At 63.4% G+C, this 25,814-nt stretch carries 25 protein-coding genes; 8 read left to right on the top strand and 17 right to left on the bottom strand.

Going from position 1 to position 25,814, the window contains the following annotated elements:
- The first annotated feature begins 48 nt into the window (after nucleotides 1–48).
- The 6 genes from B0G81_RS12915 (at nucleotide 49) to B0G81_RS12890 (ending at nucleotide 6,732) form a co-directional block, all read left to right on the top strand.
- A complete protein-coding gene (locus B0G81_RS12915; protein ID WP_116121301.1) occupies nucleotides 49–891 on the top strand; it encodes an NAD(P)-dependent oxidoreductase in 843 nt (280 codons plus the stop codon).
- The gene (locus tag B0G81_RS12910; RefSeq protein ID WP_134135987.1) at nucleotides 888–1,817 is read left to right on the top strand and encodes an SMP-30/gluconolactonase/LRE family protein; all 930 of its coding nucleotides are present in this window, start codon (nucleotides 888–890) and stop codon (nucleotides 1,815–1,817) included. The genes B0G81_RS12915 and B0G81_RS12910 overlap by 4 nt, the downstream gene beginning before the upstream one ends.
- A 625-nt stretch (nucleotides 1,818–2,442) precedes the next feature.
- On the top strand, nucleotides 2,443–3,435 hold the full coding sequence (locus B0G81_RS12905; RefSeq protein WP_106280590.1) for a TRAP transporter substrate-binding protein: 993 nt from the start codon (nucleotides 2,443–2,445) through the stop codon (nucleotides 3,433–3,435).
- Nucleotides 3,436–3,593: 158 nt separating this feature from the next.
- Complete coding sequence (locus B0G81_RS12900) at nucleotides 3,594–4,073, top strand: TRAP transporter small permease (protein ID WP_106280592.1); 480 nt, start codon at nucleotides 3,594–3,596, stop codon at nucleotides 4,071–4,073.
- 7 nt (nucleotides 4,074–4,080) lie between these two features.
- Nucleotides 4,081–5,433 (top strand): TRAP transporter large permease, encoded by a 1,353-nt coding sequence (locus tag B0G81_RS12895; RefSeq protein WP_012426747.1) that lies wholly within the window; start codon nucleotides 4,081–4,083, stop codon nucleotides 5,431–5,433.
- Nucleotides 5,434–5,532: 99 nt separating this feature from the next.
- Complete coding sequence (locus tag B0G81_RS12890; RefSeq protein ID WP_134135985.1) at nucleotides 5,533–6,732, top strand: porin; 1,200 nt, start codon at nucleotides 5,533–5,535, stop codon at nucleotides 6,730–6,732.
- Between the two features lie 347 nt (nucleotides 6,733–7,079).
- On the opposite strand, the gene B0G81_RS12885 is transcribed toward B0G81_RS12890, so the two are convergent.
- The 3 genes from B0G81_RS12885 to B0G81_RS12875 form a co-directional block, all read right to left on the bottom strand.
- The gene (locus tag B0G81_RS12885) at nucleotides 7,080–7,265 is read right to left on the bottom strand and encodes a 4-oxalocrotonate tautomerase (RefSeq protein WP_134135983.1); all 186 of its coding nucleotides are present in this window, start codon (nucleotides 7,263–7,265) and stop codon (nucleotides 7,080–7,082) included.
- 52 nt (nucleotides 7,266–7,317) lie between these two features.
- On the bottom strand, nucleotides 7,318–8,094 hold the full coding sequence (locus B0G81_RS12880) for a class II aldolase/adducin family protein (protein WP_134135981.1): 777 nt from the start codon (nucleotides 8,092–8,094) through the stop codon (nucleotides 7,318–7,320).
- 81 nt (nucleotides 8,095–8,175) lie between these two features.
- Entirely contained in the window at nucleotides 8,176–9,129 is a 954-nt protein-coding gene (locus B0G81_RS12875; RefSeq protein ID WP_134135979.1) for an urea transporter, read from the bottom strand.
- 255 nt (nucleotides 9,130–9,384) lie between these two features.
- Between B0G81_RS12875 and B0G81_RS12870 the strand changes: the two genes are divergently transcribed.
- Nucleotides 9,385–9,939 carry a putative glycolipid-binding domain-containing protein gene (locus B0G81_RS12870; protein WP_116121307.1) on the top strand — a complete coding sequence of 185 codons (555 nt, stop codon included), beginning with the start codon at nucleotides 9,385–9,387 and terminating at the stop codon, nucleotides 9,937–9,939.
- Here the strand turns inward: B0G81_RS12870 and B0G81_RS12865 are convergent.
- The 14 genes from B0G81_RS12865 to B0G81_RS12800 all read right to left on the bottom strand — a co-directional run bounded on the left by B0G81_RS12865 (nucleotide 9,914) and on the right by B0G81_RS12800 (nucleotide 24,909).
- Nucleotides 9,914–10,879, bottom strand: coding sequence for an alpha/beta fold hydrolase (locus B0G81_RS12865; protein ID WP_134135977.1), 966 nt, complete (start codon nucleotides 10,877–10,879; stop codon nucleotides 9,914–9,916). The genes B0G81_RS12870 and B0G81_RS12865 overlap by 26 nt on opposite strands.
- Nucleotides 10,876–11,757 carry a metal-dependent hydrolase gene (locus B0G81_RS12860; protein WP_106280606.1) on the bottom strand — a complete coding sequence of 294 codons (882 nt, stop codon included), beginning with the start codon at nucleotides 11,755–11,757 and terminating at the stop codon, nucleotides 10,876–10,878. The genes B0G81_RS12865 and B0G81_RS12860 overlap by 4 nt, the downstream gene beginning before the upstream one ends.
- An 82-nt stretch (nucleotides 11,758–11,839) precedes the next feature.
- Nucleotides 11,840–12,748 (bottom strand): SDR family oxidoreductase, encoded by a 909-nt coding sequence (locus B0G81_RS12855; RefSeq protein WP_134135975.1) that lies wholly within the window; start codon nucleotides 12,746–12,748, stop codon nucleotides 11,840–11,842.
- Nucleotides 12,749–12,809: 61 nt separating this feature from the next.
- On the bottom strand, nucleotides 12,810–14,411 hold the full coding sequence (locus B0G81_RS12850) for an NAD(P)/FAD-dependent oxidoreductase (RefSeq protein ID WP_134135973.1): 1,602 nt from the start codon (nucleotides 14,409–14,411) through the stop codon (nucleotides 12,810–12,812).
- A gap of 123 nt (nucleotides 14,412–14,534) precedes the next feature.
- Nucleotides 14,535–15,530, bottom strand: coding sequence for a sulfonate ABC transporter substrate-binding protein (locus tag B0G81_RS12845; RefSeq protein ID WP_134135971.1), 996 nt, complete (start codon nucleotides 15,528–15,530; stop codon nucleotides 14,535–14,537).
- 320 nt (nucleotides 15,531–15,850) lie between these two features.
- Nucleotides 15,851–16,717, bottom strand: a complete 867-nt coding sequence (locus tag B0G81_RS12840; RefSeq protein ID WP_134135969.1) for a MerR family transcriptional regulator — start codon at nucleotides 16,715–16,717, stop codon at nucleotides 15,851–15,853.
- A 23-nt stretch (nucleotides 16,718–16,740) separates the two neighbouring features.
- A complete protein-coding gene (locus tag B0G81_RS12835; protein ID WP_134135967.1) occupies nucleotides 16,741–17,334 on the bottom strand; it encodes a GNAT family N-acetyltransferase in 594 nt (197 codons plus the stop codon).
- Between the two features lie 137 nt (nucleotides 17,335–17,471).
- Complete coding sequence (locus B0G81_RS12830) at nucleotides 17,472–17,732, bottom strand: hypothetical protein (protein WP_134135965.1); 261 nt, start codon at nucleotides 17,730–17,732, stop codon at nucleotides 17,472–17,474.
- 55 nt (nucleotides 17,733–17,787) lie between these two features.
- Nucleotides 17,788–18,351, bottom strand: a complete 564-nt coding sequence (gene ddpX, locus B0G81_RS12825) for a D-alanyl-D-alanine dipeptidase (protein WP_116121316.1) — start codon at nucleotides 18,349–18,351, stop codon at nucleotides 17,788–17,790.
- A gap of 22 nt (nucleotides 18,352–18,373) precedes the next feature.
- Nucleotides 18,374–19,270, bottom strand: a complete 897-nt coding sequence (locus tag B0G81_RS12820) for a MurR/RpiR family transcriptional regulator (RefSeq protein ID WP_134135963.1) — start codon at nucleotides 19,268–19,270, stop codon at nucleotides 18,374–18,376.
- A 104-nt stretch (nucleotides 19,271–19,374) separates the two neighbouring features.
- Complete coding sequence (locus B0G81_RS12815) at nucleotides 19,375–20,262, bottom strand: DMT family transporter (RefSeq protein ID WP_116121318.1); 888 nt, start codon at nucleotides 20,260–20,262, stop codon at nucleotides 19,375–19,377.
- 187 nt (nucleotides 20,263–20,449) lie between these two features.
- The gene (locus tag B0G81_RS12810; RefSeq protein WP_134135961.1) at nucleotides 20,450–21,526 is read right to left on the bottom strand and encodes a TAXI family TRAP transporter solute-binding subunit; all 1,077 of its coding nucleotides are present in this window, start codon (nucleotides 21,524–21,526) and stop codon (nucleotides 20,450–20,452) included.
- Between the two features lie 193 nt (nucleotides 21,527–21,719).
- Complete coding sequence (locus B0G81_RS12805; RefSeq protein ID WP_134135959.1) at nucleotides 21,720–22,985, bottom strand: hypothetical protein; 1,266 nt, start codon at nucleotides 22,983–22,985, stop codon at nucleotides 21,720–21,722.
- Nucleotides 22,986–23,373: 388 nt separating this feature from the next.
- Nucleotides 23,374–24,909 carry an MDR family MFS transporter gene (locus B0G81_RS12800; protein ID WP_134135957.1) on the bottom strand — a complete coding sequence of 512 codons (1,536 nt, stop codon included), beginning with the start codon at nucleotides 24,907–24,909 and terminating at the stop codon, nucleotides 23,374–23,376.
- A 74-nt stretch (nucleotides 24,910–24,983) separates the two neighbouring features.
- Between B0G81_RS12800 and B0G81_RS12795 the strand changes: the two genes are divergently transcribed.
- A complete protein-coding gene (locus B0G81_RS12795; RefSeq protein ID WP_134135955.1) occupies nucleotides 24,984–25,778 on the top strand; it encodes a TetR/AcrR family transcriptional regulator in 795 nt (264 codons plus the stop codon).
- Nucleotides 25,779–25,814: the final 36 nt, after the last annotated feature.

Below are 25,814 nucleotides of genomic sequence, written 5' to 3'. Positions count from 1 at the left end.
TGATCCGGCCGGCTTGCTCGATCCGATCACACTTACCCCAATAGAAACATGACTGACTCGAACCTTGACCGCGGCGCGGCACAGAAACCCTTCCGCCGTCTGCTGCTCACCGGCGCGGCGGGCAACCTCGGCAAGCAATTGCGCGGCGCGCTCGCCGCGTGGGCCGATATCGTGCGCGTGACGGATATCGCGCCGCTCGGCGACGTGGCGGCCCATGAAGAAGCCTCGATCGTCGATATCGCCGACGAAGCCGCGGTTCACGCGCTGCTCGAAGGCGTGGACGCGGTGGTTCACCTCGGCGGCATTTCCGTCGAAGCACCGTTCGAAGATCTGCTCGAAGCGAATATCCGTGGCCTGTACAACCTCTATTCGGCGGCGCAGAAGCAGGGCGTGAAGCGCATCGTGTATGCAAGCTCGAATCACGCCGTGGGTTTTCATCCGGTGACGGAAGTGGTCGATATCGACGCGCCGCTGCGTCCCGATAGCCTGTACGGCGTGACGAAGTGCTTCGGCGAATCGCTGTCGCGTTACTACTTCGATCGCTTCGGTCTGGAAACGGTGTGTCTGCGGATCGGCTCATCGTTCGAGCAGCCGAAGAATCCGCGCATGCTCGTGACCTATCTGAGCTTTCGCGACCTCATCGAACTGGTGCGCTGCTCGCTGTTCACCAACCGCGTGGGTCACGCGATCGTCTACGGTGTGTCGGATAACCGGACCAAATGGGTGGACAACACCAAGGCCGCGTTTCTCGGTTTTCGTCCGCAGGACAGTTCGGTGGAATTCGAGCATCTGTTTCCGGTCACGGCGCCCACTGCCGATCTCGACGACCCGACCCAGCGTTTCCAGGGCGGCCCGTTCGTGCTCGCCGGCCCGATGGAGCCGAAGCGGTGAGCGCCGCGGCGAACCCGCGCGTGGAGCGGGTCGAGGCGGGGGGCCAAGCGCCGGCTTCGGTCGGCGAGAGTCCGGTGTGGCGTGCTAACGAGCAAGCGCTGTACTGGGTGGATATTCCGGCGCGGAAGATCGCGCGCTCGCGGATCCATTCAGGCGAGCGCTCGGAATGGCTGCTGCCGGAGAAAGTCGCGTGCATCGCGTTCGATCATCGGGGTACGGTGCTGGCCGGCTGCGAGACTGGGCTGTTCGCGGTCTCGCTGACTGAATCTTCGGCCAACGGCGAACCCCTGCAGGTGACAGGGCGCAAGCTCGCCGCGCCGGCCTTCGCTTGCGATGACATGCGTTTCAACGACGGCCGTTGTGACCGGCAAGGACGCTTCTGGGCCGGCACGATGGTGCAGGACATGGCGGCCGCCAAGCCGGCCGGTGCGCTGTATCGATTCGATGAACGTGGCGTGCTGTCCGCGCCGGTCGTCGAAGGGCTCATCACGCAGAACGGCCTCGCGTGGTCGCCGGATGGCACGACAATGTATCTATCGGACTCGCACCCGTTGCGCAGGCAAATCTGGGCATTCGATTACGACATCGAAACTGGCGAGCCGCGCAACCGTCGCGTGTTTGCCGATCTGAATCACCATGCGGGCCGTCCCGATGGCGCCGCGGTGGACGCCGACGGCTGCTACTGGATCTGTGCGAACGACGCGGGCCTGCTGCTGCGCTTCACACCCGAAGGCAAGCTGGACCGGCGGATTGCGGTGCCGGCCATCAAGCCGGCCATGTGCGCATTCGGCGGGCGCGGTCTGGATACGCTGTTCGTCACGTCGATTCGTCCCGCTGCGAACGCGAGCGAGCACGACGGCCATCTGTTCGCCGTGCGTCCTGGCGTAACCGGGCTGCCCGAGTCGGAGTTTGCCGGCGAACTGTAAGCGGAGCGTGCGAGAGAAGGGCGCCGGACATGTCGCGCATGTTCGGCGCCCTTTGCTTATGTGCTCGATATTCATAGGTCGTCGTACAACATTGTGGTGTAAAGGCTACGCTGTTGTCACATTTTTGCGATAAAACAGCGCGTCCAAGGCATCCCGGTTTTACCCCTCCAGCGCCGTGCCCACCGGCGCATGGACTCGCCGCGTGGTCGATCGGTCATGCGTGCCGGACGCCTTCCTGGTGCGGGTAAATACCGTCTGTACAACTCAAACCTCGTTTTATAGACTTCATATGTCGTCGTACAACATATAAGCCCAAACAAATTCCTTTCTTTGAATTTCGAATTTTCGGTGTGAAGGAGGCGGCGTCGACGTGCGCGACTACTCGCACACGAGACGCAAGCCGATGCAGTTGAAGCAAAAGTAAAAGAGTCGAGTTGGCTGACAGGAGTGCTGAGCATCTGCGCCGGGGACGTTGCACAGACCAGCATGGCAACGCGTGAGTGACCGCAAGCGGTGGCGAGCGCCGAGCCGGGAGACGCAGCAAACCATGTCGCATCCGCGGGTAGCACCCGCAAGCGGGCCTTCCGCAATCGATTGGATGGTCAATTTTTCAAGGAATTTCACGATGAACAAGAAGTTTGCCTCTTCCCGTGTTTCGCTGATCGTCGCAGCTTCGGTGCTGGCATTCAGCACCGTGTCGGCACAAGCGCGTGTGTTCCGCGTGTCCGACGTGCACGGCGACACGTACCCGACCAACATGGCCGTGAAATACATGGGGGAACAGATCAATAAGGCAACCGGCGGCAAGGATTCCGTGAAGGTCTTCGGCAATAGCGCGCTGGGCTCCGAAAACGACACGATCGATCAGGTGCGTATCGGCGCGCTGGACATGGCGCGCGCCAACGGTGCCGCGTTCAACGAGATCGTGCCCGAATCGATGATCCCGTCGCTGCCGTTCCTGTTCCGCGATATCGACCATTTCCGCAAAGTGATGTACGGCCCGGAAGGCCAGAAGATTCTCGATGCCTTCAAGGCGAAGGGCATGATCGCGCTGACGTTCTACGAGAGCGGCGCGCGCTCCATCTACACGAAGAAGCCGATTCACACGCCGGCTGACATGAAGGGCCTCAAGGTCCGCGTGCAGCCGTCCGATCTGATGGTCGACGAAATCCGCGCAATGGGCGGCACGCCCACGCCGATGCCGTTCGCCGAAGTCTATACGGGCCTGAAGACGGGTCTGGTGGATGCCGCTGAAAACAACCTGCCGTCGTACGAAGAAACCAAGCACTTCGAAGTGGCGCCGGTCTACTCCGAAACCCAGCATTCGATGACACCGGAAGTGCTGGTGTTCTCGAAGAAAGTGTGGGACACGCTGACGCCGCAAGAGCAGGACATCATCAAGAAGGCCGCGGCGGACTCAGTGCCGTACTACCAGAAGCTGTGGACCGCGCGTGAAGCCGACGCGAGCAAGACGGTCACGAAGGGCGGCGCGACCATCGTCGCTTCGACGCAGATCGATCGTGCCGCGTTCGTCAAGGTGATGCAGCCTGTGTGGGCAAAGTACGAAAAGACCCCGCAAATGAAGCAGCTCGTCGACGAGATCCAGGCAGTCAAATAAGGTTCGCCTGAACGGAAGCTATCCAGCGGTGAAGTCGTGAGGGGCCTGCGAGAAGATTTCGCAGGCCTTGCCGCTGTGCGCTTCCTGAACTGAAAAGTCGAGCAGATTGCTGAATATTAAAGAAAAAGACAGGTCGGTCGAATGCAAGGACGGGTCCAATGAGATTCATGAAGCGCCCAAATGATTTTCTGTTCCGTGCGCTGGTTATCGTGGCGTCGCTGAGTCTCGCCGTGCTGAGCCTGCTGGTGATTTACAGCGTCGTGATGCGCTACGTCTTCAGCGATGCACCGGATTTCGTCGAGCCCATCGCACTTTTGCTGGTGATCGTGATCGCCATGTTCGGCGCCGCGCTCAAGGTGCGCGAAGGCGGCCATATCGGTCTCGATTCGCTCGTGAAGAAATTGCCGCCGAAAGGACAGCTCATCGCCACGTCGTTTCAGCATATTTGCCTGATCGTGTTTGCGGTGATGGTTTTCTTCGGCTGTCTGCAGATGGTCGAGGCCACCGCTGAAGACCGGATTCCCATTATCGGTTTGCCCGAATCGTTGCGTTACTGCATTCCGGTTATTGCCAGCGTCTGCATTGCAATGTTCTCGATTGAGAACCTGCTCGCGCTTTTCGCACCGAAACAAAAATAGAGCAATCATGGAACTTGCCATCCTCTCCGTCAGTTTTCTTGTTTTCCTCCTTCTCGGCGTTCCTGTTTCTTTCGGGCTCGGGCTCGCGTGTGTCCTGACTTATCTTTACGAAGGCTTGCCGGCGGCCACCGCCATGCAGTCGATGATCTCGGGCATCAACGGCTTCTCGTTTCTCGCGGTGCCGTTCTTCATTCTGTCCGGTGAGCTGATGCTGCACGGCGGCATCGCGGACCGCATCCTGCGTTTCGCGCAAGCCACGGTCGGGCATTTCCGCGGCGGCCTCGGCATGGCCAACGTGGTGGCGTGCACGCTGTTCGGCGGCGTCTCCGGTTCGCCCTCGGCGGATACGTCGGCCATGGGCGGTGTGGTGATTCCGTTGATGAAGCGTGAAGGCTATAGCGCGGCCTACGCCGTCAACGTGACGACTCACTCGTCGCTGGCGGGCGCGCTGATGCCGACGTCGACCAACATGATCATCTATGCATTCGCGGCCCAAGGCATCACCGGTACGTTGAATGGACATCCCATGAGCGGCGTGTCGATCGGCGATCTGTTGTTTTCCGGTCTGCTGCCGGTGTTGTGGGTGATGGGTTTCGTGCTGATCGCCGCATACTGGCAAGCAGTCAAATACGGTTATCCGCGTCGTGCCGACGGTTCGACGGAGTTGCAGAAATTCCCCGGCTGGTACGCCGTGGCCCGCACGTTCCTCGGTGCGTTGCCCGGCTTGATGGTGATCGCGATCATTCTGGTTTGCGTGGCGAAGGGCATTGCTACAGCGACGGAAGCCGCCGCTATCGCCGTGTTTTATTCGCTGGTGCTGACAATCGTCGTGTATCGCTCCATGACGATGAAGAAGCTGTTCCACGCGCTCTCCAAGGCGGCCAAAACCACCGGCGTGGTGCTGCTGCTGATCGGCGTGTCGAACATGCTGCGTTATCAGATGGCTTATCTGGAGATTCCGGATGCGATCGAACACATGCTCGACGGCGCGACCAGCCTGCCGTGGCTGATGCTGCTGTACATCAACCTGATCCAGATTTTCCTCGGCACTTTCGTCGACATGGCGGCGCACATCCTGATCACCACGCCGCTGTTCCTGCCGATGGCGATGCACGCCGGGGTCGGCCCCGTGCAGTTCGGGATCATGATCCTGCTGAATTGCGCATTGGGCCTGGTGCATCCGCCGATCGGCTCGGTGCAATTTATCGGATGCGCGATTGGCAATGTGTCGATTGGTGAAACTACCAAGGTGGCGTGGCCTTATTACCTGGCTATCTTCAGCGCGATCAACATCGTGACTTACGTACCGATGTTCTCGACATGGTTGCCCAGCCTGATCAATGGTCACCCGGTATTTTGAAATCCCTTAGTTAACACCGGGGCATTCGAACAATATCCACACTCGGCGGCACTTGAAGCGTGCCGCAACCAAAGAATAATTTTTTAAAGAGGAGCAGAAATGAAAAAGGCATTGGCAACTTCGGCGCTTGGCTTGGTCGCCCTCGGCGCGCACGCTCAGAGCAGCGTGACGCTGTACGGGATCGTCGATACGGGTATCGGCTATCAGAGCAGCCAGACGACGCTCGGTTCGACCAGCGGCGGCCGTTCGAACGTGAAGATGGTCAACGGCATCTGGGCCGGCAGCCGGTTCGGCCTGAAGGGCGCCGAGGACCTGGGCGGCGGCACGAAGGCGATCTTCCAGTTGGAAGAGGGCTTTAACAGCGCCACCGGCGCGCAGTCGGTCTCCGGCCTCGGGTTCAATCGCCAGGCTTATGTCGGCGTGACGAATGCCAGCTACGGTACCTTCACGGCCGGCCGCCAATATACGTCGTACTATACGATGCTCTCGCCGTACAGCCCGACCACGTGGCTGACGGGTGCATACGGCGCGCACCCGGGCGATATCGACTCTCTCGACACGGTGTATCGCGTCAACAACTCGCTGGTGTATACGTCGCCGAGCCTGTATGGCCTGACGGCGAGCGGCTCGTATGCGCTGGGTGGCGTGCCGGGCAGCTTCAACGCCGGTTCGACGTGGAGCGCGGCGTTGCAGTACCTGAACGGTCCGTTCGGCATCGCGGCAGGCTTCCAGCGCATCAACAACTCGACGCCGGGTGGCGGCGCATGGGGCCCCGACTCCACGACGTCGAACAACGGCGCCCAGGCGGGTGTATCGGCCATCAACAATGGCTATCAGCGCGCCCAGGCACAGCAGCGCGTGGCGGTAACGGGCGGCTATGCCTTTTCCCCGCAGTGGGACGTGTCGTTCTCGTACTCGAACGTGCAATACATTCCGGGTATCAATTCGCCGTTCCACACCACGGCGATCTTCAACACGGGCGGCGCCGTACTGCACTTCAAGCCTTTGACGGCACTCGACCTGGCTGCGGGCTACAGCTATACGCGTGCTACCAAGGCGAACGGCATCACGAGCTCGGCCAGCTACCAGCAGTTCAACCTCTCGCAGTACTACAGCCTCTCCAAGCGCACCGGCCTGTATGCGCTCGAGGCGTATCAACGCGCAGGCGGTCAGACCCTGGGCACGAACGGCGTGAGCATCATCAACGCGACGGCCAGTGTCGGCGACGGCCAGAACCCCGCGCCGTCCTCGTCACGCAGCCAGTTTGCTGCCGGTGTGGGCATCATCCACAAGTTCTGATGGTGTAAGTTCGTGGCGGTGTGTTGTAACACCGCCACGGCGACGCGTTTTAATTACGCTTCGCCGAGCATCACAAGCTGCGCGCGCAAGGCGCGCAGCATCTCTGGCACCCGGTCCTCGAGCATTGCGCGAGCGGCCCGATTAGCGCGGTCAGCCAGATAAACGTTATCACCGCCAAATCGGCAATCTTCGCGTCCGCAGCCGTTTTCAGCATCGCCGTGGTGGCAGCGCGCATGCTTTGCGACGCCGCGCGCGCCATTTCCGTTGTATTCAGTTCGGCCGCGATCGCCTACAAAAGGCCGCTTCGAGCAGCGGCCGCAGGCAGGCAAGCCGCGCGTTTCACACGCTCACGCGTCGGACCACAAACGCCCAGCCGTTGCCCAGTTTTCGCGTTTCACGTCGGTCAGAATAATATCCACCGAGTTCGGTTCGACGCCTAGCGATTCGCACGTCGCCTTGGTGATGGCTTCGACAAACTGGCGTTTCTGTTCCACCGGGCGGCCTTCGAAGAGTTCGATATGAAACGTGGGCATGGCGTGACTCCGTTAAGCATGAGAGTGGGGTTGAAATGAGCGCGGCGCAATTTCAATCGCGATAGCTGGTATCGAGGCGGTCGAGTTTGCGCAGCAAGGCGGGCCATTCGAGCGCACCCTCAATGGCGCCGCCATCGTACAGTTGTTCCGCCGTGTGTGCGGCGACCGCATCGCCCGGCACCACGAGTTGCGCGCCGCATGCCTGGGCCTGTAACTGGATCTCGCACGCCTTGAGCAGCGTTGCCATCAGCACATAGGCTTCGGCGACCGTGCGGCCGGTGGTCAGCGTGCCGTGGTTGCGCAACAGCATGGCGGGCTTGTCGGCGAGATGCGCGACGAGGCGCTCGCCTTCCGCCGGTGAAAACGCGAGGCCTTCGTAATCGTGGTACGCGAGTTGGCCGTAAAAGCGCAGCGCGTGTTGCGAGGCGGGCAGCAGGCCGGCCGGTTGCGCCGAGACCGCCACGCCCGCCGTATCGTGCAGATGCATCACGCAGAAGGCATCGGCGCGTGCCGCGTGGACCGCCGCGTGCAGCGCGAAGCCGGTCGCGTTCACCGCATGTTCGCTCGCGCCGACAACGTTACCCGCGATATCGATCTTCACGAGATTCGAGGCGCGCACTTCACCGAAGGCGAGGCCGAACGGGTTGATCAGAAAGTGGCCGGGCTCGCCCGGAACACTTGCCGAGATATGCGTGTAGATCAGATCGTCCCAACCGTTGAGCGCCACAAGCCGGTACGCCGCGGCCAGGTCGACGCGGGTCTGGCGCTCCGCGTCGGACAATGGTCCCGTCTCCGCGACGTGGCCGGCGGGGGTGTGAGTGAACGACATGTCTGTCTCCTGAATCCGGAAATTGCTCGATCGCCGCAACGCGTGCGTGCGCGTGGCGCTTGGCGAGACTTCGTGGCCTGACTAGCTCGCGCGCCTGACCGGAACCGGTGTCGTCGCGCGGCGTGTGGTGTCCACAGGTTGTGCTGGTTCAACGGTGGCCACGCCATGCCCGAGGCGCTGTGAGAGCCGCTGCACGCTCCACGTCGCGAGGACGAAGGGCGCGGTCATGACCGGCCAGCCGAAGTATGCCGCCGCCGCTTGCAGCACGCTCGACAAGGCCACGCCGCCGAGCATCGTGACGAGGCGGCAGTCGGCTAGCGCGAGCGCGGTCAGCACGCCGTTGAATCCTAACAGGCCGGCGTCGAACGACGCCATCGTTGCGCCGGGCAGCAGGTGCGCGGCGCTGGCGAGCGCCGCGCCGATCAGCGCCCGCAGCGCATGCCTGCGCGACGCCGCCGCAATCCCGAGCAACACGAGCAAACCGGGCAACGCGTCGGACGCAAAACCGGTTTGGGCGAAACCGGCGAGCAAGCCGCCGCCCCATTGCGTCACGTTCGTCACGTTCGTCACGTGCGCCGGGCTTGCGGTGACCGGCGGCGCGTTGAAGGTGATCATCGGCAGCCAAAGCCACGTGACGATCAGGCACGGGCTCGAGAAAAAGCCCAGTCCGCGCTCACGCAGCCAGCGCGACCACGGCGCTAACAGCCACGCCGTGCAGGTGGCGGCGAGAATCGCCACCGCGCCCGCTGTCGCATTGTCGGCGATGAAGTTGAAGGCGGCCAGCCCCGCCAGCGCGCCGTTGAAACCGTGCAGCCCGGCGCGCGTATCGTCCTCGCGGTAGCCGGCCAATACCGCGCTCACGTTGGCCGCGACTGCGCCCATCAGCGCCGCGCAGGCGAGGCGCGGGTCGTAGAGCAGCCATGCGGCGAGCAGGCACGCGCCAGTGAAGGCGTTCGGTTGCAGCACGATCTGGCCGAGGCTGCGCAACAACGTGCGCAAGGCGGCGGATCGAGCTTCGGTTGCGACGGGGTGCATGATGGGAAGGCAGTGTGTTTTCAATGTTGCGCAATTCCGCTGTCCGGGCGTCGGGCGCGCGTCGGGGTAGGAGGACTGCGAACCGCGAGCATAGGCCAGCCACGCCGCGCTGGGCATCGCGTGCGTTGATAGTGGCTATTTGCGATACCTGCCCGCCATACCATGCGTCGCCGAAACAAAAGTTTTCGCGCTACGATATGAGCTCGGCGCGGCCCGGCAGAACCCGGTCGCGCCGTCCAAAGAGGAGGCAGGCAGATGCGTGAATTACGATGGGCATCGGAAGAGGGCGACGGCATCGAACATCTGGCGTTCGACGCGCACGAGGACGGCTTCGCGGTGGAAAGCGTCGTAGTCGGCCAGCGTTACGGAAAGTCGTATGGCCTGCATTACAAGGTGCGCTGCGACTCGCACTGGCGCACACACTACGCGTGGCTGAAGATCGTCGGCGGCGGCGAGCTGGAGTTGCATGGCGATGGCGCGGGCCATTGGCACGACGGACACGGCCTCGCGCTGAGCGCGATCGAGGGCTGCATCGACATCGATATCGCCGCTACGCCGTTCACCAACACGCTGCCGATCCGCCGCTTGCAACTGGCCGAAGGCGAGCGTCAACCCATTTCGGTGGCGTACATATCGACGCCCGATTTGCAGGTCACCCGTGTCGAACAGGCGTACTCATGCATCGAGTTGCATCGCGAGTATCGCTACGAGGGCATCTTCCGCAACTTCACGGCAGATATGAAGGTCGACGACGACGGCCTCGTGATCGATTATCCGACGCTCTTCACACGCCTGCCGCGCGGGCGTTGAGTGTAGACGGCGCGGCCCAGCCGCCATGGTCCGCGCGATGCCGCTCCACGAAGCGTTCGATATTTGCCGCGATCCGTTCGGGTTCGCGCAGCACGACCCAATGGCCGGCATCGATCTCATTGCGCTCATACGCGCCGAGCCAGCCCTCCAGCCCAAGCGAGAGCGCCGGGCCGACATAGCGGTCACGCAGCGGCACGATGAATTGCACCGGCGCGTGCGCATGACGCGCGCGCGGGCGCAGCAGCTTGTCGATGAAATTGGCGCGGTACAGATTCAGGCCGTTGAGCGCGTTGCGCAGCTGCGCCGGATCGGGCGCGGGGCGCACGTGTTCCGTCACGCGCAGCCACAACGGCCACAGGCGTGCGGCGCCCACGCGCCACACGAGTTCGGGCAACCACGGCAAATGAAGGAAGAAGATGTACCAGGACTTGAGCGTTTGCCGGACGCCGCTGCCGAATGGGCGCTTCGATGTCGGCTGTGCGGTTCGAGCGGCGCCGTCGCGTTCGCGCTCGCTCTCGCCGCGTAAGCCGGAAGACGCGTGATCGAGACACGGCCCTGAGATCGACGTGTACGAAGCAATGCGGCCTTTGAACGCCGGGTCGGTCAGGGCTTCCCAGCTTTGAATCGAGCCCCAGTCGTGGCCGACGAGGTGGAACGGCCGCGCGCCGCAGGTTGCGTCGGCGACCGCCGCAAGGTCGGCGGCGAGGCATTCGAGCCGGTACGCGTGGCGCGTGGCCGGCGCTTCGGAGGCGCCGGCGCCGCGCACGTCGTAGGCAATCACACGGTAGCGCGTGTCCAGATGCGCGCGCACCGGTTCCCACACGGCCGCCGAGTCGGGATAACCGTGCACCAGCACGATTGGCGGCGCGTCGCGCGGTCCGCTCACGTACACCGTGAGCCGCACGTCGCCGGCCTCGACCGACAGCGTGTCGCGTATCACGCGGCCGCCTGCACACCGCGCCGCGCGGCCTTGCGGGCGCTCGGCGTGAGCGCATTGGCGGCATCGACCGCGGCGACGAGACCCTCGATGCGGGCCAGTTGCACACGGTTGTCGTGATCCCACGGATGGAAGCCGGGCCGGAAAAAGCTCAGCCATTCACCTGCGATGCGCGGAAACACACCATGACGCGGGCCATACAGATACTTCACGACGCGCCACATGCCGCGCAGATGACCGCCGCGTTTGCGGTCGGCGATGAGCAACCGCACGTGGTAGTCGAACACGATCAGCCAGAACGTCAGCGTCGTGGCGAGCATGGTGCCGGTGCGCAGCAGATAGCGGCCGAGCCCGGGTTTGAGCACGGCGTTCCATACGTCGTAGGAAACGGACTTGTGCTCGGTTTCCTCGAGCGCATGCCAGGTCCACATCTGCGTATAGCCTTCCACCGAACCGCCGATGCGCGACGCGTCTTCCAGCAGCAGGCCGGCCAGCATCGCCGTGTAGTGTTCGAGGCAGACGGTGACGGCGAGCTGGTAAGAATGCGGCAGGACTTTGCGGCCGAAGTTGAGAATTGCCCACAGCCGTTTGTCGAGCTTGTGCGCGGGCAGGCCGGCTGCCTGCAGCAGATCGTTGTATTCGACATGCTCGCGCGTATGCATGGCTTCCTGGCCGATGAAGCCGAGCACCTGCTTCTTCAGCACAGGGTCGTCGATCTGATCGCGGTAGTTGCGCACGCTGTCCATGAAAAAACGCTCGCCGGCCGGAAACAGCAGCGAAAGCGCGTTGAAGAAGTGTGTCACATGCGAGCCCTGCACGTGCCAATCGCAGGCACGTTCCGGCGGCAAATTAAAACGGAGGTCGCGGCGAATCGGCATCATGGCCTTTCTCCTTGTGATTCTCGATGAGTTGCTGATCGTGATCGAATGACGTACGTGGCGCCCGGCAAAGAAGTCCGGCGCATCAGGCGCGCTTGCCGTCCATCTGCGCGGCGCGCCGCGCGCGTTTTTCGGCGATGCGTTTCATGCGGCGCGTTTGCATCACCACGAGTGCCTGATAGGCGGCCGGCAGTGTGCGAGCCAGCCAGTCGGCGGCTCGCGCGTCGCGTCCGATCAGCACGCGCCGCTTGTTTCTGCGCACGCGGTCGAGAATCACGCGCGCGGCTTCGTCGGCGCTGGTGATGAAAAACTTTTCGAAGTCGTCCTTGCCTTGCTGTTCGGTTTCCAGCATGAAGCCGACCATGTTCGTCGCGATGCGGCTCGATTGCGCGATGCTCGTGCGGATGCCGCCCGGATGCACGCAGGTCGCCGAGACGCCGCATTTCATCAGGTCGAGTTCTTGGCGCAGCGCTTCGGTAAAGCCGCGCACGGCGAATTTGGTCGCGTTGTACCCGCTCATGCCGGGCTGCGAAAACAACCCGAACACGCTCGACGTATTGACAATATGGCCGTCACCGGAGGCCTTGATATACGGCAGAAACGCTTTCGTGCCGTGCACCACGCCCCAGAAGTTGATGCCGACGATCCACTCCAGATCCGCGTAATCCATCCCTTCGATCGTGCTCGACAGCGCGACGCCCGCGTTGTTGAACACGAGATTGACGCCCTGAAGCTGCGCGGCCGTTTCGGCGGCCCACTCGAACATCGCGGCGCGCTCGGCAACATCGAGCACGCGGGTGGTGATGCGCAACGGCGAACCGACGATCCGCGGTGCCGCGGCTTGCGCAAGCTGTGCGGTTTCGGCGAGGCTCGCCGCATTGCGGTCGGCGAGCGCGAGGTGGCAGCCTTCGCGCGCCAGTTGAATCGCGAGCGAGCGGCCCATGCCCGAGCCTGCGCCGGTGATCGCGGCGACTTTGTCGGTAAAGTTTTTCATTGGTTTATCTCCGGTTCTCCCTGAACGGTGCGTTGTCGTTGTCGTTGTCTTTTATGTGTGGTCAGGCTGCTTCCACAGGCGCGGAAGCAGCGCCGCCATGAGCATGCGTGCCTTGCGCTGAACCCGGCGGCACGCTCGCCACATGCGGTGCGGGCGAATACGCGAGGTAATCGGCCATGCTGAAGGTCATGGTGGCCTGGCGGAATTTGTAGGCAAATCCCGGCCACAGCGTCGTGTTCTTGCCGGTCGACGGATCGAGATACCAGCTCTTGCAGCCACCCGTGGACCAGATCGCGCGGCCGAGTTTCTGCTGGATCTGCTCGTTGTACGCGCGCTCCACTTGCGGACGTACTTCGATGGCGTCGGCGCATTCTGCATGCATCGTCTTCAGCGCGCGCAGGATGTACTCGACCTGCGACTCGATCATGAACACCATCGAGTTATGGCCGAGACCTGTGTTCGGCCCGACCACCATGAAGAAGTTTGGATAACCAGGCAATGCAGTACCGAGGTAAGCGTGCGCGCCGTCGCGCCACGTATCGACAATATCGACGCCGCCGCGCCCGCGCACCACGCCGCGCGGAAACGGGTCGGCCACCTGGAAGCCGGTGCCGAAGATCAGGCAATCGGCGCGATGACGCGCGCCGTCGGTGGTGACAACCGCGTCTTCCTCGATGCGCGCGATGCCGGCGGTCGTCACCGAAACGTTCTGACGCGACAGAGCGGGGAAGTAATCGTTCGAAATCAGCACGCGCTTGCAGCCCATTGTGTAATTGGGCGTGAGCGCGGCGCGCAATTGCGGATCGCGCACCTGACGGCGCAGATGCCGCTCCGCGGCCTTCTGCGCGGTTTTCATCAGCGACGGATGAATCGCGAAACCCAAGGCGCGCGATTCGAGCATGCAGTAGAGCGCCGAGCGCATGATCTTCTGCGTGAACGGCAGGTGTTTGAACAGCCATTGCTCCAACGGTCTGACGGCGCGGTCGGCCTTCGGCATGATCCACGGCGGCGTGCGCTGGAACAGGTCGAGATGCGCGACGCGCGGCGCGATCTGCGGAACGAACTGGATCGCGCTTGCCCCCGTGCCGATCACGGCGACGCGTTTGCCTTCGAGCGAATAGCTGTGATCCCACTGCTGCGAATGGAAGGTCTTGCCCCTGAATTTTTCGAGGCCGGGAATGTTCGGCACGGCCGCGCGCGACAGGCCGCCCATAGCCGAAATCAGCACGCGTGCCGACCATTGCCGGCCGTTCGCGAAGGTCAGTTGCCAGCGGTGGCGCGCTTCGTCGTAGATCGCGCTGGCCAGTTCATGGCCGAAACGCAGATGCCGCTCGACGCCGAAGCGCTGCGTGCAGTCTTCGAGGTAAGCGCGGATTTCCGGCTGGCGCGCGAACATGCGGGTCCAGCGCGGATTCGGGGCAAAGGAGAACGAGTAGACGTGGGATTGGACGTCGCACGCGCAACCGGGGTAATGGTTGTCGCGCCACGTACCGCCGACCGAATCGGCCTTTTCGGCAACCATGAAGTCCGTGACGCCGGACTGGCGCAGGCGGATCGCCATGCCGAGGCCCGCGAATCCGGTCCCGATGATGGCGATGTCGGTTTCGATAGGCGCTAACGCTTCGGGCGCCGCGGCGTCGTGCAGCATCGTGCGTGCGTTCATCCGATCCGTCTCCTTTTACCTTCTAAACTGTTACATTGGTTGATGTAACAATAGAGGCTGGTAACGGATGACGCAAGTTGACGGTTAGACGCCCGCCTCTAGGCGTGGAGGCCCGCCGCCGGGCTACTTTGCGGCCAGTGCCGACGTGATTTCGCGGTTTTGCCAGACGCTGTCTTTGACGATGATCTTCGCCGGGATCAGATTGGCGCCGTAGAACGCATCGGCGACGATCTGCTGCGAACGCACGATCTCGTCCGTGACGGCGGAGGTGCCATACGGATAGCGGCGCACCCATGTTTCGACCAGCTTCTGATCGAGACCGACCTTCGGCGCGATCAGCGCGGCGGTTTCCACCGGGTGCGCGTTGACCCACAGCCCGGCAGTGCGCAACTGTCCGAGAATCGCGCCGATCACGTCGGGATGCTGCTGCGCGAAGTCGCGCGTCGCTTCATAGAAGTTGTACGGGGCGTTGAGTTCGGTGTAGTCGGCCAGCGTGCGCGCTTTCAACGCCTGCTGAGCGGACGCGTAGTACGGATCCCAGATCACCCATGCATCGACGCTGCCGCTTTCGAAGGCGGCGCGCGCGTCGGCGGGCGGCAGGTACACCGGGCGAATATCCTCGTAGCGCAGGCCCGCTTTCTTGAGCGCTTCGAGTATCAGATAGTTGGAGCTGGAGCCTTTTTGCAGCGCGACGCGTTTGCCTTTCAGATCGGCCACGCTATGCAGCGGCGAGTCGCCTTTGACGAGGATCGCTTCGGCGTGGCGTCCCGAAGGCTCGGCGCCGACGTACACGAAGCGCACGCCGCCGGCTTGAGCAAACACCGGCGGCGGCGCGCCCGTGTAGCCGAAGTCGATGCTGTTCGCGTTCAACGCTTCGAGCAGCTGCGGTCCAGCGGGGAATTCGAACCACTTGATGCTGTAGCCGAGCGGTTTGAGTTTTTCGTCGAGCGAGCCTTGCGCCTTGAGTATCGCAAGCAGGCCTGATTTCTGATAGCCGATGCGCAGTACCTTGGCCGGCTCGCTGCCGTTGCCGCCGGTCTGCGCGGTGGCGTTCAAGGTGGTGAATGCCGCGAGCAAGGCGGCGCCGAGTTGAAGCGAATAACGGGCGTGACGGACCATCCTGCGAATCTCCATTGCGTTCGATTGGTGTGGCCGCCGCGGGTTGTCTGCGGGCATCGTTCGGTCCGCTAAAAGCATGGCGCGGACTCGCGGATGCGGCAGAAAACGCGTTGCGGCGACGTTCGGGGATCGTCGCATGGAGCTCGCGCGGTTCAAACGAAGCAATGCAGATTTGAATATGACGCAGGGCGGAACATGCGCGGTCTCGGTGTGTCCAGCGAGCACGCGCAAGCGGGCGTGCGCATAAGCACGAGTGGCGGCGAAGGCTAGTACGCGGGCGCAGGTGGACGCGAAGGCGAGAGCGGGACTGGGCGTGCAGACTACTTCTTTGTTTTGTGCTTCTTTGTCGTGCCCGCAGCGCTCGCAGCGCCTTCCGCAGGATGCCCCAGTTTCTTTTCCATGATCGCCGCGACACGGTCGCCGAGGTAATCGCCCGAGGCTTCTTCCAGCGCCCGGTTCATTTCGCTTTCCACCAGCACCATCGCGAGCGGCCGCAGGCGCCAGATCGCTTCGACTAGAGCCGGCACGTCGGCGGGCGGCGGCAGCGCGTCGGCGTCGTAGCGGTCCAGTTGGCGGACCACCAGATCGACGAGCGCTTTAGCGACCGCGTTGAAATGCGGCCGCGCGATGCCTACCGCGTCGAGCAGATCGGCAAGCGGAATGCCTTCCTTCGCCATGGTCGCGCCGGCGGCCAGCGCCGTCGGGCTGCCCGACACGAACGAGAGACCGTCGCGCTCCAGCAGGCCGAGGTCGACCGCCTTGCCGAGCGCGCTCGGCGAAGCCTTGTCGCCGAACATGTGCAGCAGTTCGAGCAGCGAGTATTTTTTCGGCCGCTCGCGCGACCAGCGGCCGCCGATCGCCGTTTCCAGGCCGAGGATGGAGCGCAGATCGTGGCCTTCGTCGACGGCCATGATCAGGTCCTGGATGTTCGCGAGCGTATAGCCGCGCGCGAGCAGATGGTTGATCAGCTTCAGACGCGAAGCGTGCGTGTCGTCGTACACGCCGACGCGGCCGCGTTTTTCCGGCGGCGCGAGCAGGCCCCGATCCTGATAGGCGCGCACATTGCGCACGGTGGTGTCGGTGACGCGCGCGAGTTCGTCGACGGTGTATTCGTTGCGCGGCGTGGCGCCGGCCGCTTCGTGCGCGCCGGCGGACAACGGTGGGACAGGAGGCGGGGTGTTGGGCATGGGAAGGATTCTAGCGCGGCGCTTCAGTCGCGTCCTGCCGACACGTCGTCCGGCACGCTCGAATCACCCTTGCCGAGTGCGCGCTGCATCAGCGTCGTGTCGAGCCAGCGGCCGTGTTTGAAGCCCACCGCCTTCAGCGTGCCTGTCAATTCGAAACCCAACTGCGTATGCAGCGACAACGAACCGCCGCTGCCGCCGTCCGCGATCACGGCGACCATCTGGCGCCATGGTCCGGTTTCGCAGCGTTCGATCAGCGCCTGGAGCAGCACGCGCCCCAGACCGCGGCCTCGATAGGCATCGTTCACATAGATGGAATCTTCGATGGTGTTGCGATACGCGGCGCGCGGCCGATAAGGCGTCGCGTAGCAATAGCCGGCGACTTCGCCGTCGATCTCCGCCACCATGTACGGCAGCCCGTGGCTGCGTACCGACGCGAGCCGCGTGCGCAGATCGTCGACGGAGGGCGGGGTTTCTTCGAACGAGGCGACGCCGGTCAGCACGTGGTGGGCGTAGATCGCCTGGATCGCCGGAAGATCGGCTTCGGTGGCGTCGCGGATCAGCGGGGCGGTTGCGGACGCTGATCCTGAAGTGGCGGGCGTGGTGTGGGTGATGCTCATACGTGGTCCTGTCGTGGCGATCAATCGGCGGATACGCTTGACTATGCCCGCCGCGCGCGCGAATTTGAAGCGAGTCAAAAATCGCCGCGACGTATGGCGAAGGTGACACACCCCCACGCCCACGCGCCTGGCACCGCTTAGCTATGCGAGTACGTATCGGGCTGCGTCACGTACCCACGATGATGCCGTTTATGCCTGACCTTATGTTTCGGTTTGGCCTCGGTTGTCGGCGCATGCTGTTCGGCGGATTGCTGCGGAGCCGGCGCCTGCTGGGCCTGTGCATGACCGGACGGCAGCGAGCTCTGGCCCTCGCCGAAGCGGAAGGTTTGCGCGGTCTGGGCATACGCGCCGGCAGAAACCGTCAGGGCGGCAACCGCCAGGCAAATTGAAAACTTCATGGATCCTCCTTCTGAACGAGCCGGTGAGGATACCTGTTTTCCTGGCGATCGATCGTCACATCAGGCGAAGCGGCCCGCTCGCGCTGTTGTCGATCAGCGGCAATGCGCGAGAACCGGGCAACTCGTAATGCCACCATTCACTCTTGATGTGCGTGAAGCCCGCGCCATGCATCACACCCAGCAACAGCATGCGATTGCGCTGCACCTCTTCCGGCAAGCCGGGATGAAAGTGCTCCGATTCGATCGTCATGGCGTCGAAGCCGGTGCCCATGTCGAGTTCTTCGCCGTGCGCGTCGAGCAATGTCAGGTCGAGCGCTGTCCCGCGGCTATGGTTCGAGCCGCGCGTCAGGTCCGCCACATAGGTCGGATCGGGCAGAAAATCCCACAGCACCTGCTGCGCTTGCGGCGGCCGGTATGCATCGAAAATGCGTAACGTCGTGCCGATCTGGCGGGCGAGTTCGACCGCACGGCGCAGTGCCGCTTCCGCTGGTTCGAGCAGAAGACAATGCGCGGCCCGGTAGATCGGTTTCCCGGTGAGGTTGCGCGCGGTGGCGTAGACGAGGTCGAGATCCACGCCATGCGTGGCGGGCGTGATTTCGATGAGTCGATGGTCGGTCATGAGGCGAAGGACGTGGCGTATATCAGAGGTCGTCGAATTGATCGAATTCGCTTTGCAGTTCCCGGTTGCGCGCGACACGTTCGTCGATACGCGGCCCGAGTCTTTCGACGATCGCCGAGATCAGCAGATTGAAAAGGCAGGTGAGCGGCGCGAGTGAATCCCAGAACTGGCCGACGTCGGTTTTCACCTGCAGCAGGTCGCCGTTGAATTCGCGCGCCCACGGACAGTAAATGTCGGTGACGAGCGCGAAGGGCAAGCCGCGGCGCGTGGCGGCTTCGCAATAGCGTCGCGCGACCTTCGAGTAGGCGCGTGTGTCGGTGACGATCAGATACGGCGATTCGAAGCCGGCGTTCAGCGAATCGACGTACGAGCCCGACATGCCGTCGGAATAGAACACGCGCGGACGGATGTATTCGAGGTAGCTGTAGAACGCGTTGCTGATGCCGCGCGTGGACTGAATGCCGAGAATGTAGACGGCATCCGCGTTCGAGATGCGCTCGGCCACGTGCGCGAACACCGGCGATTGCGCGAGTTGGTAAACGTGCTGGATCGCGCCGATTTCGAGTTCGAGCGAATGGGCGAGCGCGGGGTTGGGCTCGGCAGGCGAACTGGCGTCCGGTGTGGTGCCATCGTGCTGACCGGCGGCGCGGCGGAACGCATCGAGCCGGTCCGTGATCAGCCACGGACGCTCCTGAGCGCCGCGCAGTTCGCGCTTCAGGTCGTCGAGATTCTGATAGCCGACGCTGCGCAGGAAACGGCCGACCGATATGCCGCTCGTGCCGGCTTGCTGGGCGATCTGGTCGGCGGTTTCGAGGCCGAGCCGCTCGAGATTGGCCAGCATGTAGCTGGCGACGCGCTTGGAAGTGGGCGTGAGTTCGGCAAAGCGGGCTTCGACGGTTTGAGCAAAAGCGGTCGGCATCGTAGTCGCGGCGCTGGGTGGTGGTTAGTCGAACGTGGAATGATGACATACTCGACCGGCCGCCCGCGCCGCGCGGGTTCTCGAAAGTCGATGCCGGGCACGCATCAGACAGCCGGCCGCGCCGGCGCCGCCCGCGAGAAGTGCCGCGCGCCCGCCACGCAGCCCACCACGACGACGGTAACCAGAATCATCGCGGGCGGCACCTGCTCGTGCAGCAGCAGTCCCGCGAGCAGCAAGCCGAAGAACGGCTGCAGCAACTGCAACTGCCCGACGCCCGCGATGCCGCCGAGCGCGAGGCCGCGATACCAGAACACGAAGCCGATCAGCATGCTGAAGAGCGACACATACGCGAGACCCCAGAGCGACGCCTGACTGACGCCGTCGAGCGAGGCGGGCCGTGTCCACACCGCGAGCGGCAGCATGAGGGGCAACGACAGCACGAGCGCCCACGAGATCACCTGCCAGCCGCCGAGGTGGCGCGACAGGCGCGCGCCTTCGGCATAGCCGAGCCCGCATGCGACGATGGCGGCCAGCATCAGCGCGTCGCCGAGCGGCGACGCGTCAAGGCCGTGACGCAGGGCAAACGCCACCACCGCGCCGCTGCCGAGCGCCGAGAACAGCCAGAACGCCGGCTGTGGACGCTCGCCGCCGCGCAGCACGCCGAAGATCGCCGTGGCGAGCGGCAGGAGGCCGACGAACACGACGGCATGCGCCGCGCTCACGTGGCGCAGCGCCAGCGCCGTCAGTAACGGAAAGCCGATTACCACGCCGAGCGCGACGATCACCAGCGGAATCAGGTCAGGGCGGGACGGCCGCGCCTGCCGGAATACGAGCAGGAGCAGCAGACCAAGGGTGCCGGCGATCGTCGCGCGGGCGACCGTCAGGAATAGCGGGTCGAGGCCTTGCACGGCGACGCGCGTGGCCGGCAGCGAGCCGCTGAAGATCAACACCCCTATGAAGCCGCTCAGCCAGCCATTCGTCGTTTTGTCCATCGGAGAGTCCGTGCGCGGGAAAGAGGATTGATAGCATCCGCTATCCGGCTTTGGACAGTAAGGTACGGATCGGTGCAAATCGTCCAAACTGTACCGAGGAATGGGGCGGTACAGCGGTCGGGCCGGCGTCACGCCGAACGCGGACGTTGGGGGGGCGGCTGAACATCCGCTCGCCAATGCGTCGAACTCACTTGCACAGCAAAAGCAAGCGCTCCTGATCCGTACACGTCGGACGCGGTTTCGGTGTGCCCTGCTGGGCGGCCGTTGCGTTCATCGCGGCGCTCTTGTTCGTGAGGCACGCGCGCAGATGTTTCTCAACCGGCGAGTAGTATTTCCACCCGCGCACGAGCGGCGGCAACTCCAGCTTCACCTGCTTCCATTTCGGATGCCCGTGTTCCTGGAGATTGTCGAAGTTGGCGCAGAGCGAGTCGGCAAAGTGGTTGAGATTGCCGACGGTGTCGCGCAGGCCATAATCGTAGGTGACGAGAAACGCCTTGACGGTCAGCGCGGGGACATCTTCCTTGAGCCAGGTCGGATAGCTGGTCGCGCGGATCGTCGTGGGGAAATAGGTTTGTTTGGCGCGGCTGGTTTCGGGTGCGGCCGGATCGGCCTTCAGAAGGCGGATCTGCTGCAACAGGTCGGGATTCATATCGTTGAACAGCTTGGCCGGCTGTCCGACCACGATGATCGCGACATCCACTTTCTTCACGATCAACGCGGCCAGCGCATCTTCGTTGCTGAGATGCTGGATGTTCTGCTCGGGTATCGCCTGACCGAACATCAGGTGATACAGCGTCGTGGCCGACTGCGCGGTTCCGCTGCCAATCAGGCCGACGCTAATGCTTTTGTCCTTGATATCGGCAAGGGTTTTCAGGGGCGAGTCCGCGCGCACCACGACGTTAATTTCCTCGTCGTAAAGCGGCATGATGAGCCGCAGCGGCCGGATCGCCGTGCCGGCATCGGCGTTGCCGGCGTTGGCCATGTCGATGTAAGCCTGGTACACGTCTGATTGCACGAGCGCGAGTTTCACGCCCGGCTCGAAGCGCATGCGTTGCACGTTTTCAGCCGAGCCCTTCGACGCCATCACTTCCAGGTCGATGCCCGCCGGCTGCGCAACCCATTTCGACAGATCCTGACCGATCTGGATATACGTGCCCCGTTCCGGTCCGGTGACGATCTTGTAATGCGCCGGCTCCGCGCAGGCCAGCGAAGACACGACCATCAACGCCAGCCCCAGCCATCCCGCGAGAAGTCTCTTCAGCATGGTCTCTCTACCTATCGGTCAGGTTCGTATGACTTCGCGCGTCGACGCGCACGAAGCACCAGTGAGCCGGATTGCCATGTCATGTTCTATGTGCCGCGCCTGCCACGTCCGTCTGTTACCTCTCAAACCAAAGGCGCCGATACGTGCGATTCCCGGGCAGACTAGTTATACGATTCGGTATCCAAACTATCTGTCACTGGCCGGATGAACCACCTGCGGAGGGCTTCGCGGCATTCGTCGCCGGACGTTTCCAGCCCGAGTCCTTGATGGCGCGTTCCCGCGCCTCGACGCTATTGCCGTCGGGCGTCGCGGTGGTGGAGCGCGGGGCGGCCACTATCGCTTCGCTGTTCGGCGGCAGACCTTTGGACAGTGGAGTCTGCGATTGAACTACCTTCTGTGACGACGGAGCGGCTTGCGCCGACGGTTTGCCTTGTGACGGCGCGCCGGCCGCGCCACGCGGAGTGAGCGGCGCCCAGCCGGTCTCGCGAATCACGCGTTCAAGTATGGACTTCGCCGTGTCGCTGCCGGTGTCGATCGTGAGCGCCTCGTTGGCGTACTGGCGTGCGCAGGGCCACGACTGCTGTGCGGCGCAAGTTTGCGCGGCTTGCAAGGCGGCGTCGCGGCGGGCGGTCAGCGGCTTCAATTCTGTCGCGAGGTCTTCGGCGTCGGAATTGCCCGGTTGCATCGTTTGCGCCACGCCAAGCGCGGCTTGCGCTGAAGAGAGATCGTTGGCGCGGGAGGCGAGACGCGCCGCCTGCACAGCTTGCGCTGCATCGCGGAACTGCGGCGCGGGCTTGGCGGGCACAACGGGCACCGCCGGCGCGACGGGCGTTGTCGGCATCGCTTGTACCGCTTGCACCGGCTTCGCGGGATTGACGGACGCGGCGGGTTTGCCCGCGGCGGGAGACGGGTTGGCCGACCGGGTCGGCGAATACAGTGCGATCGTGCCGGTCGTCGTTCTGGCATCCTGAGCAGTTTCGCTCTCGGCAGGCTGCTCGTTATTCCCGCTCGACCCATCGCGCCCACTGAATAGCGCATATCCGACATACGCCAGGCCAATTACGCCAACTGCCCCGATCGCGTAAAGCATCTTACGCAGCGAGATTGAACCGCGACCCTCCGCATAAGGCATGGCGGGAAGAGGCGCGATCGGCCTATCCGTTGAAACGAGTGCTGACGCAGGCATCACGGCTTCGGCACGGACCGGGTCGTCGATGAACGCGACGCGCGTCGTAGGGTCGGTTTCATCGGCTGTCGCCGGGTCGAGGCTGTTTTTTTGCGCTGATTTGTTCATGGCGCTGGCGCGGCTGCCGGGAATCACGGTGCGCTTGTGCGGACCCGCATCGAGCGGATGCACCTCGCCGCAATAGGGGCAATAGTCGACTTGCCGGTACAGCGCGCCGCCACACCGCTTGCAAGGCGTCGGAAAACTGTGGCCGAGTAGTGTCTGGGTGGACATGCTGTGGACCCACCTTTGGAAAACGATGCCATTACGGCATGTTCCGGATCATGTTGAAGCGGCAGCCATGTCCGCGGGAATCACGATCCACATGCGCCGGAGAGTCTTGGGCGGCCAGCCCACGCTTGCGCTGCCGCTGGTTGCAATATGTGGGGTTTCAATCGGAACGTCAATCGCCGTTGCTACCTATCTTATGTGCGCCAGCGAACATTGGTAGGTAGGACGAAATAGCCGCTATATCGGCAGGACGAACGGACGCGGGGGTTTTTTCACACGAATCGACGGAGGGCGAAAACAGAACGAGGCCGGCGCGCATGGCGTCCGGCCTCGTCATTGAGCGCATGCATCAAGCGTCTGAAGCAAGCGCCTGAAGCAAGCGGGAAAACAGTCAATGTTTGCGCAGTGGATGGTCCTTCAGCAGCCATGCGAGCGCAAAGGCCAGCACCACCACGCACGCAGCCGAAAGGTACACCGTGTGCAACGCGCCCGCGAATGCGTGCAGATAATCGTCGCGCAACGCTTGCGGCAGTGAATGGATCGCGGCGGGGCCGAGCGCGTGCGGCAGTTCGGTGTCGGGTGGGATCAGCTTTTCGAGGCGCGCGGCGAGGCCGTTGGAAAACACCGCGCCGAAGCCGGCGACCCCGATCGATCCACCGATCGAGCGGAACAGTGTCGCGCCGGAAGTCGCCACGCCCATATGCTTGAACTCGACGGTATTCTGCACCGCGAGAATCAGCACCTGCATCACCATGCCGAGCCCGCAACCGAGAATGCCCATGTCGATATACATCACATGAATCGGCGTGCTGATCTGCAGGCGGGCGAGCAGCAACATCGCCACCGCGACGAGCAACGTGCCGGCGATCGGGAACATGCGGTACTTGCCGATCTTGCTGATCACCCGGCCGGTCACCATCGACATCAGGAACAGACCGCCCATCATCGGCAGCATCTGCATGCCGGCTTCCGTTGGCGTCGAGCCTTTGACCACCTGCAAATACAACGGCAGGAACGTCACCGAGCCGAACAGCGATACGCCGATGATGAAACCGATCAGGCTGCTCAGCAAAAACGTGCGTTGCCTGAAGAGTTCGAGCGGCATGATCGGTTCGACCGCGGTGCGTTCTTCGTGGATGAAACCCCAGATCGCTACCAGCCCCATGCCCAGCGTGAACCAGAGTTGCGGCGACGACCACGGCAGGATCGTGCCGCCTTGGCTCGTGAACAGGATGATGCAGGTGAGGGCGCCGGCGAGAAACGCGGCGCCCATGTAGTCGATGGTGTGCTTCACATGGCGAACGTGCGGCCTGAAGACCGCGCCGATCACGACGAACGAGATGATGCCGAGCGGCAAATTGATGTAGAAGATCCAGCGCCACGAGAGATGCTCGACGAGAAAGCCGCCGAGCAGCGGTCCGATCACGGTCGCAAGGCCGAACACGCCGCCGAACACGCCCTGATAGCGGCCGCGTTCGGCCGGCGGAATCACGTCGGCGATGGCGGCCATCGTAACCACCAGCAAGCCGCCGCCGCCGAGACCTTGCAGCGCGCGGAGCACGATGAGCTGCGTCATGTCCTGCGCGACGCCGCACAACGCGGAGCCGACCAGGAACACGATGATCGCCGTCTGCAAGACGATCTTGCGGCCGAACAGATCGCCGAATTTGCCATACAGCGGCACGACGATGGTCGAGCTGAGCAGGTAGGCCGTCACCACCCATGAGAGATTGTTGAGGCCGCCCAAGTCGCCGACGATAGTAGGCAGCGCCGTCGAAACGATTGTCTGATCGAGCGCGGCGAGCAGCATGACCAGCAGCAGCGCCGGAAACAGCAGGCGGACCGGCGGATGATCGGCTGCGGGCGCGGTTGCCTGCGCATAGGGCTGCGTCAATTCAGCGGGTTGTGTCGTGGTCGATTGGTCCATGGCATCGCGGGTTGAAATTAATTAATTCGGAGGTTAATATATGCGACATCGCGTCACCAGTCAAATTGAATGCAATGGCAAGGATTCCGTCCGACGATCGAAGCGTGAGAAGCGCGCCGCCTGATACGGCTGCCGCGAAGGTTCGCAAGGGGCGTTCCGCGCCCGGCCGGGGTGTCGAAGCCCAGGCGAGCGTTTCGTCGGTGCAAGCGGAGGCAACGGCCGCGCCGGCACGGCGGCCGGGCAGGCCTCCCGGCGCGGCGCGCGGACCGGAGCAGCGCAGTCGCCTGCTCGACGCCGCACTCGTGCTGTTCGCGCGGCAGGGCATCGTCGACACCACGCTCGGAGAAATTGCCCGCGAGGCCGGTTTCACGCCGGCCATGATGCATTACTACTTCAAGACGCGCGATCAGCTGCTCGACGTGTTGATCGACGAACGTTTCGCGCCGCTGCGCGCGGGGCTCGGCGTGCCGTTCCAGGAAAATCCTGACGATCCGGTCGCGGCCATCACGCAACTCGCGCAGCGGCTGGTGCAGGCGGCGGACGAGCATCCGTGGTTTCCGTCGCTGTGGGTGCGCGAAGTGATTAGCGACGGCGGCCTGTTGCGCCAGCGCATGCACGAGCGCTTCGGCAACGCGCACCAGAAGGCGTCGCTGTCGGCTATCGCCCGGTGGCAGAAGGAAGGGCGGCTGAACGCGGGGCTGGAACCCGCGCTCGTCTTCGTCACGTTACTGGGACTGACGATTTTGCCGCTTGCCACGTCGAAGCTGTGGTGCAACGACCCGCTGCGCCGCAATATCGGTGGAGCGGAAATCGCGCGGCATGCGGTGGCTTTGCTGGTGCAAGGTATCGGTCCGGCGAAGGCCGGTTGACGTCCGGCGACGCTTTCTGAACCCTGCCTGCGCGAT

Source organism: Paraburkholderia sp. BL6665CI2N2 (genome assembly GCF_004366535.1).
In the GTDB taxonomy this organism is placed as follows: domain Bacteria; phylum Pseudomonadota; class Gammaproteobacteria; order Burkholderiales; family Burkholderiaceae; genus Paraburkholderia.
This window is presented reverse-complemented; position numbering and strand designations above follow the sequence as displayed.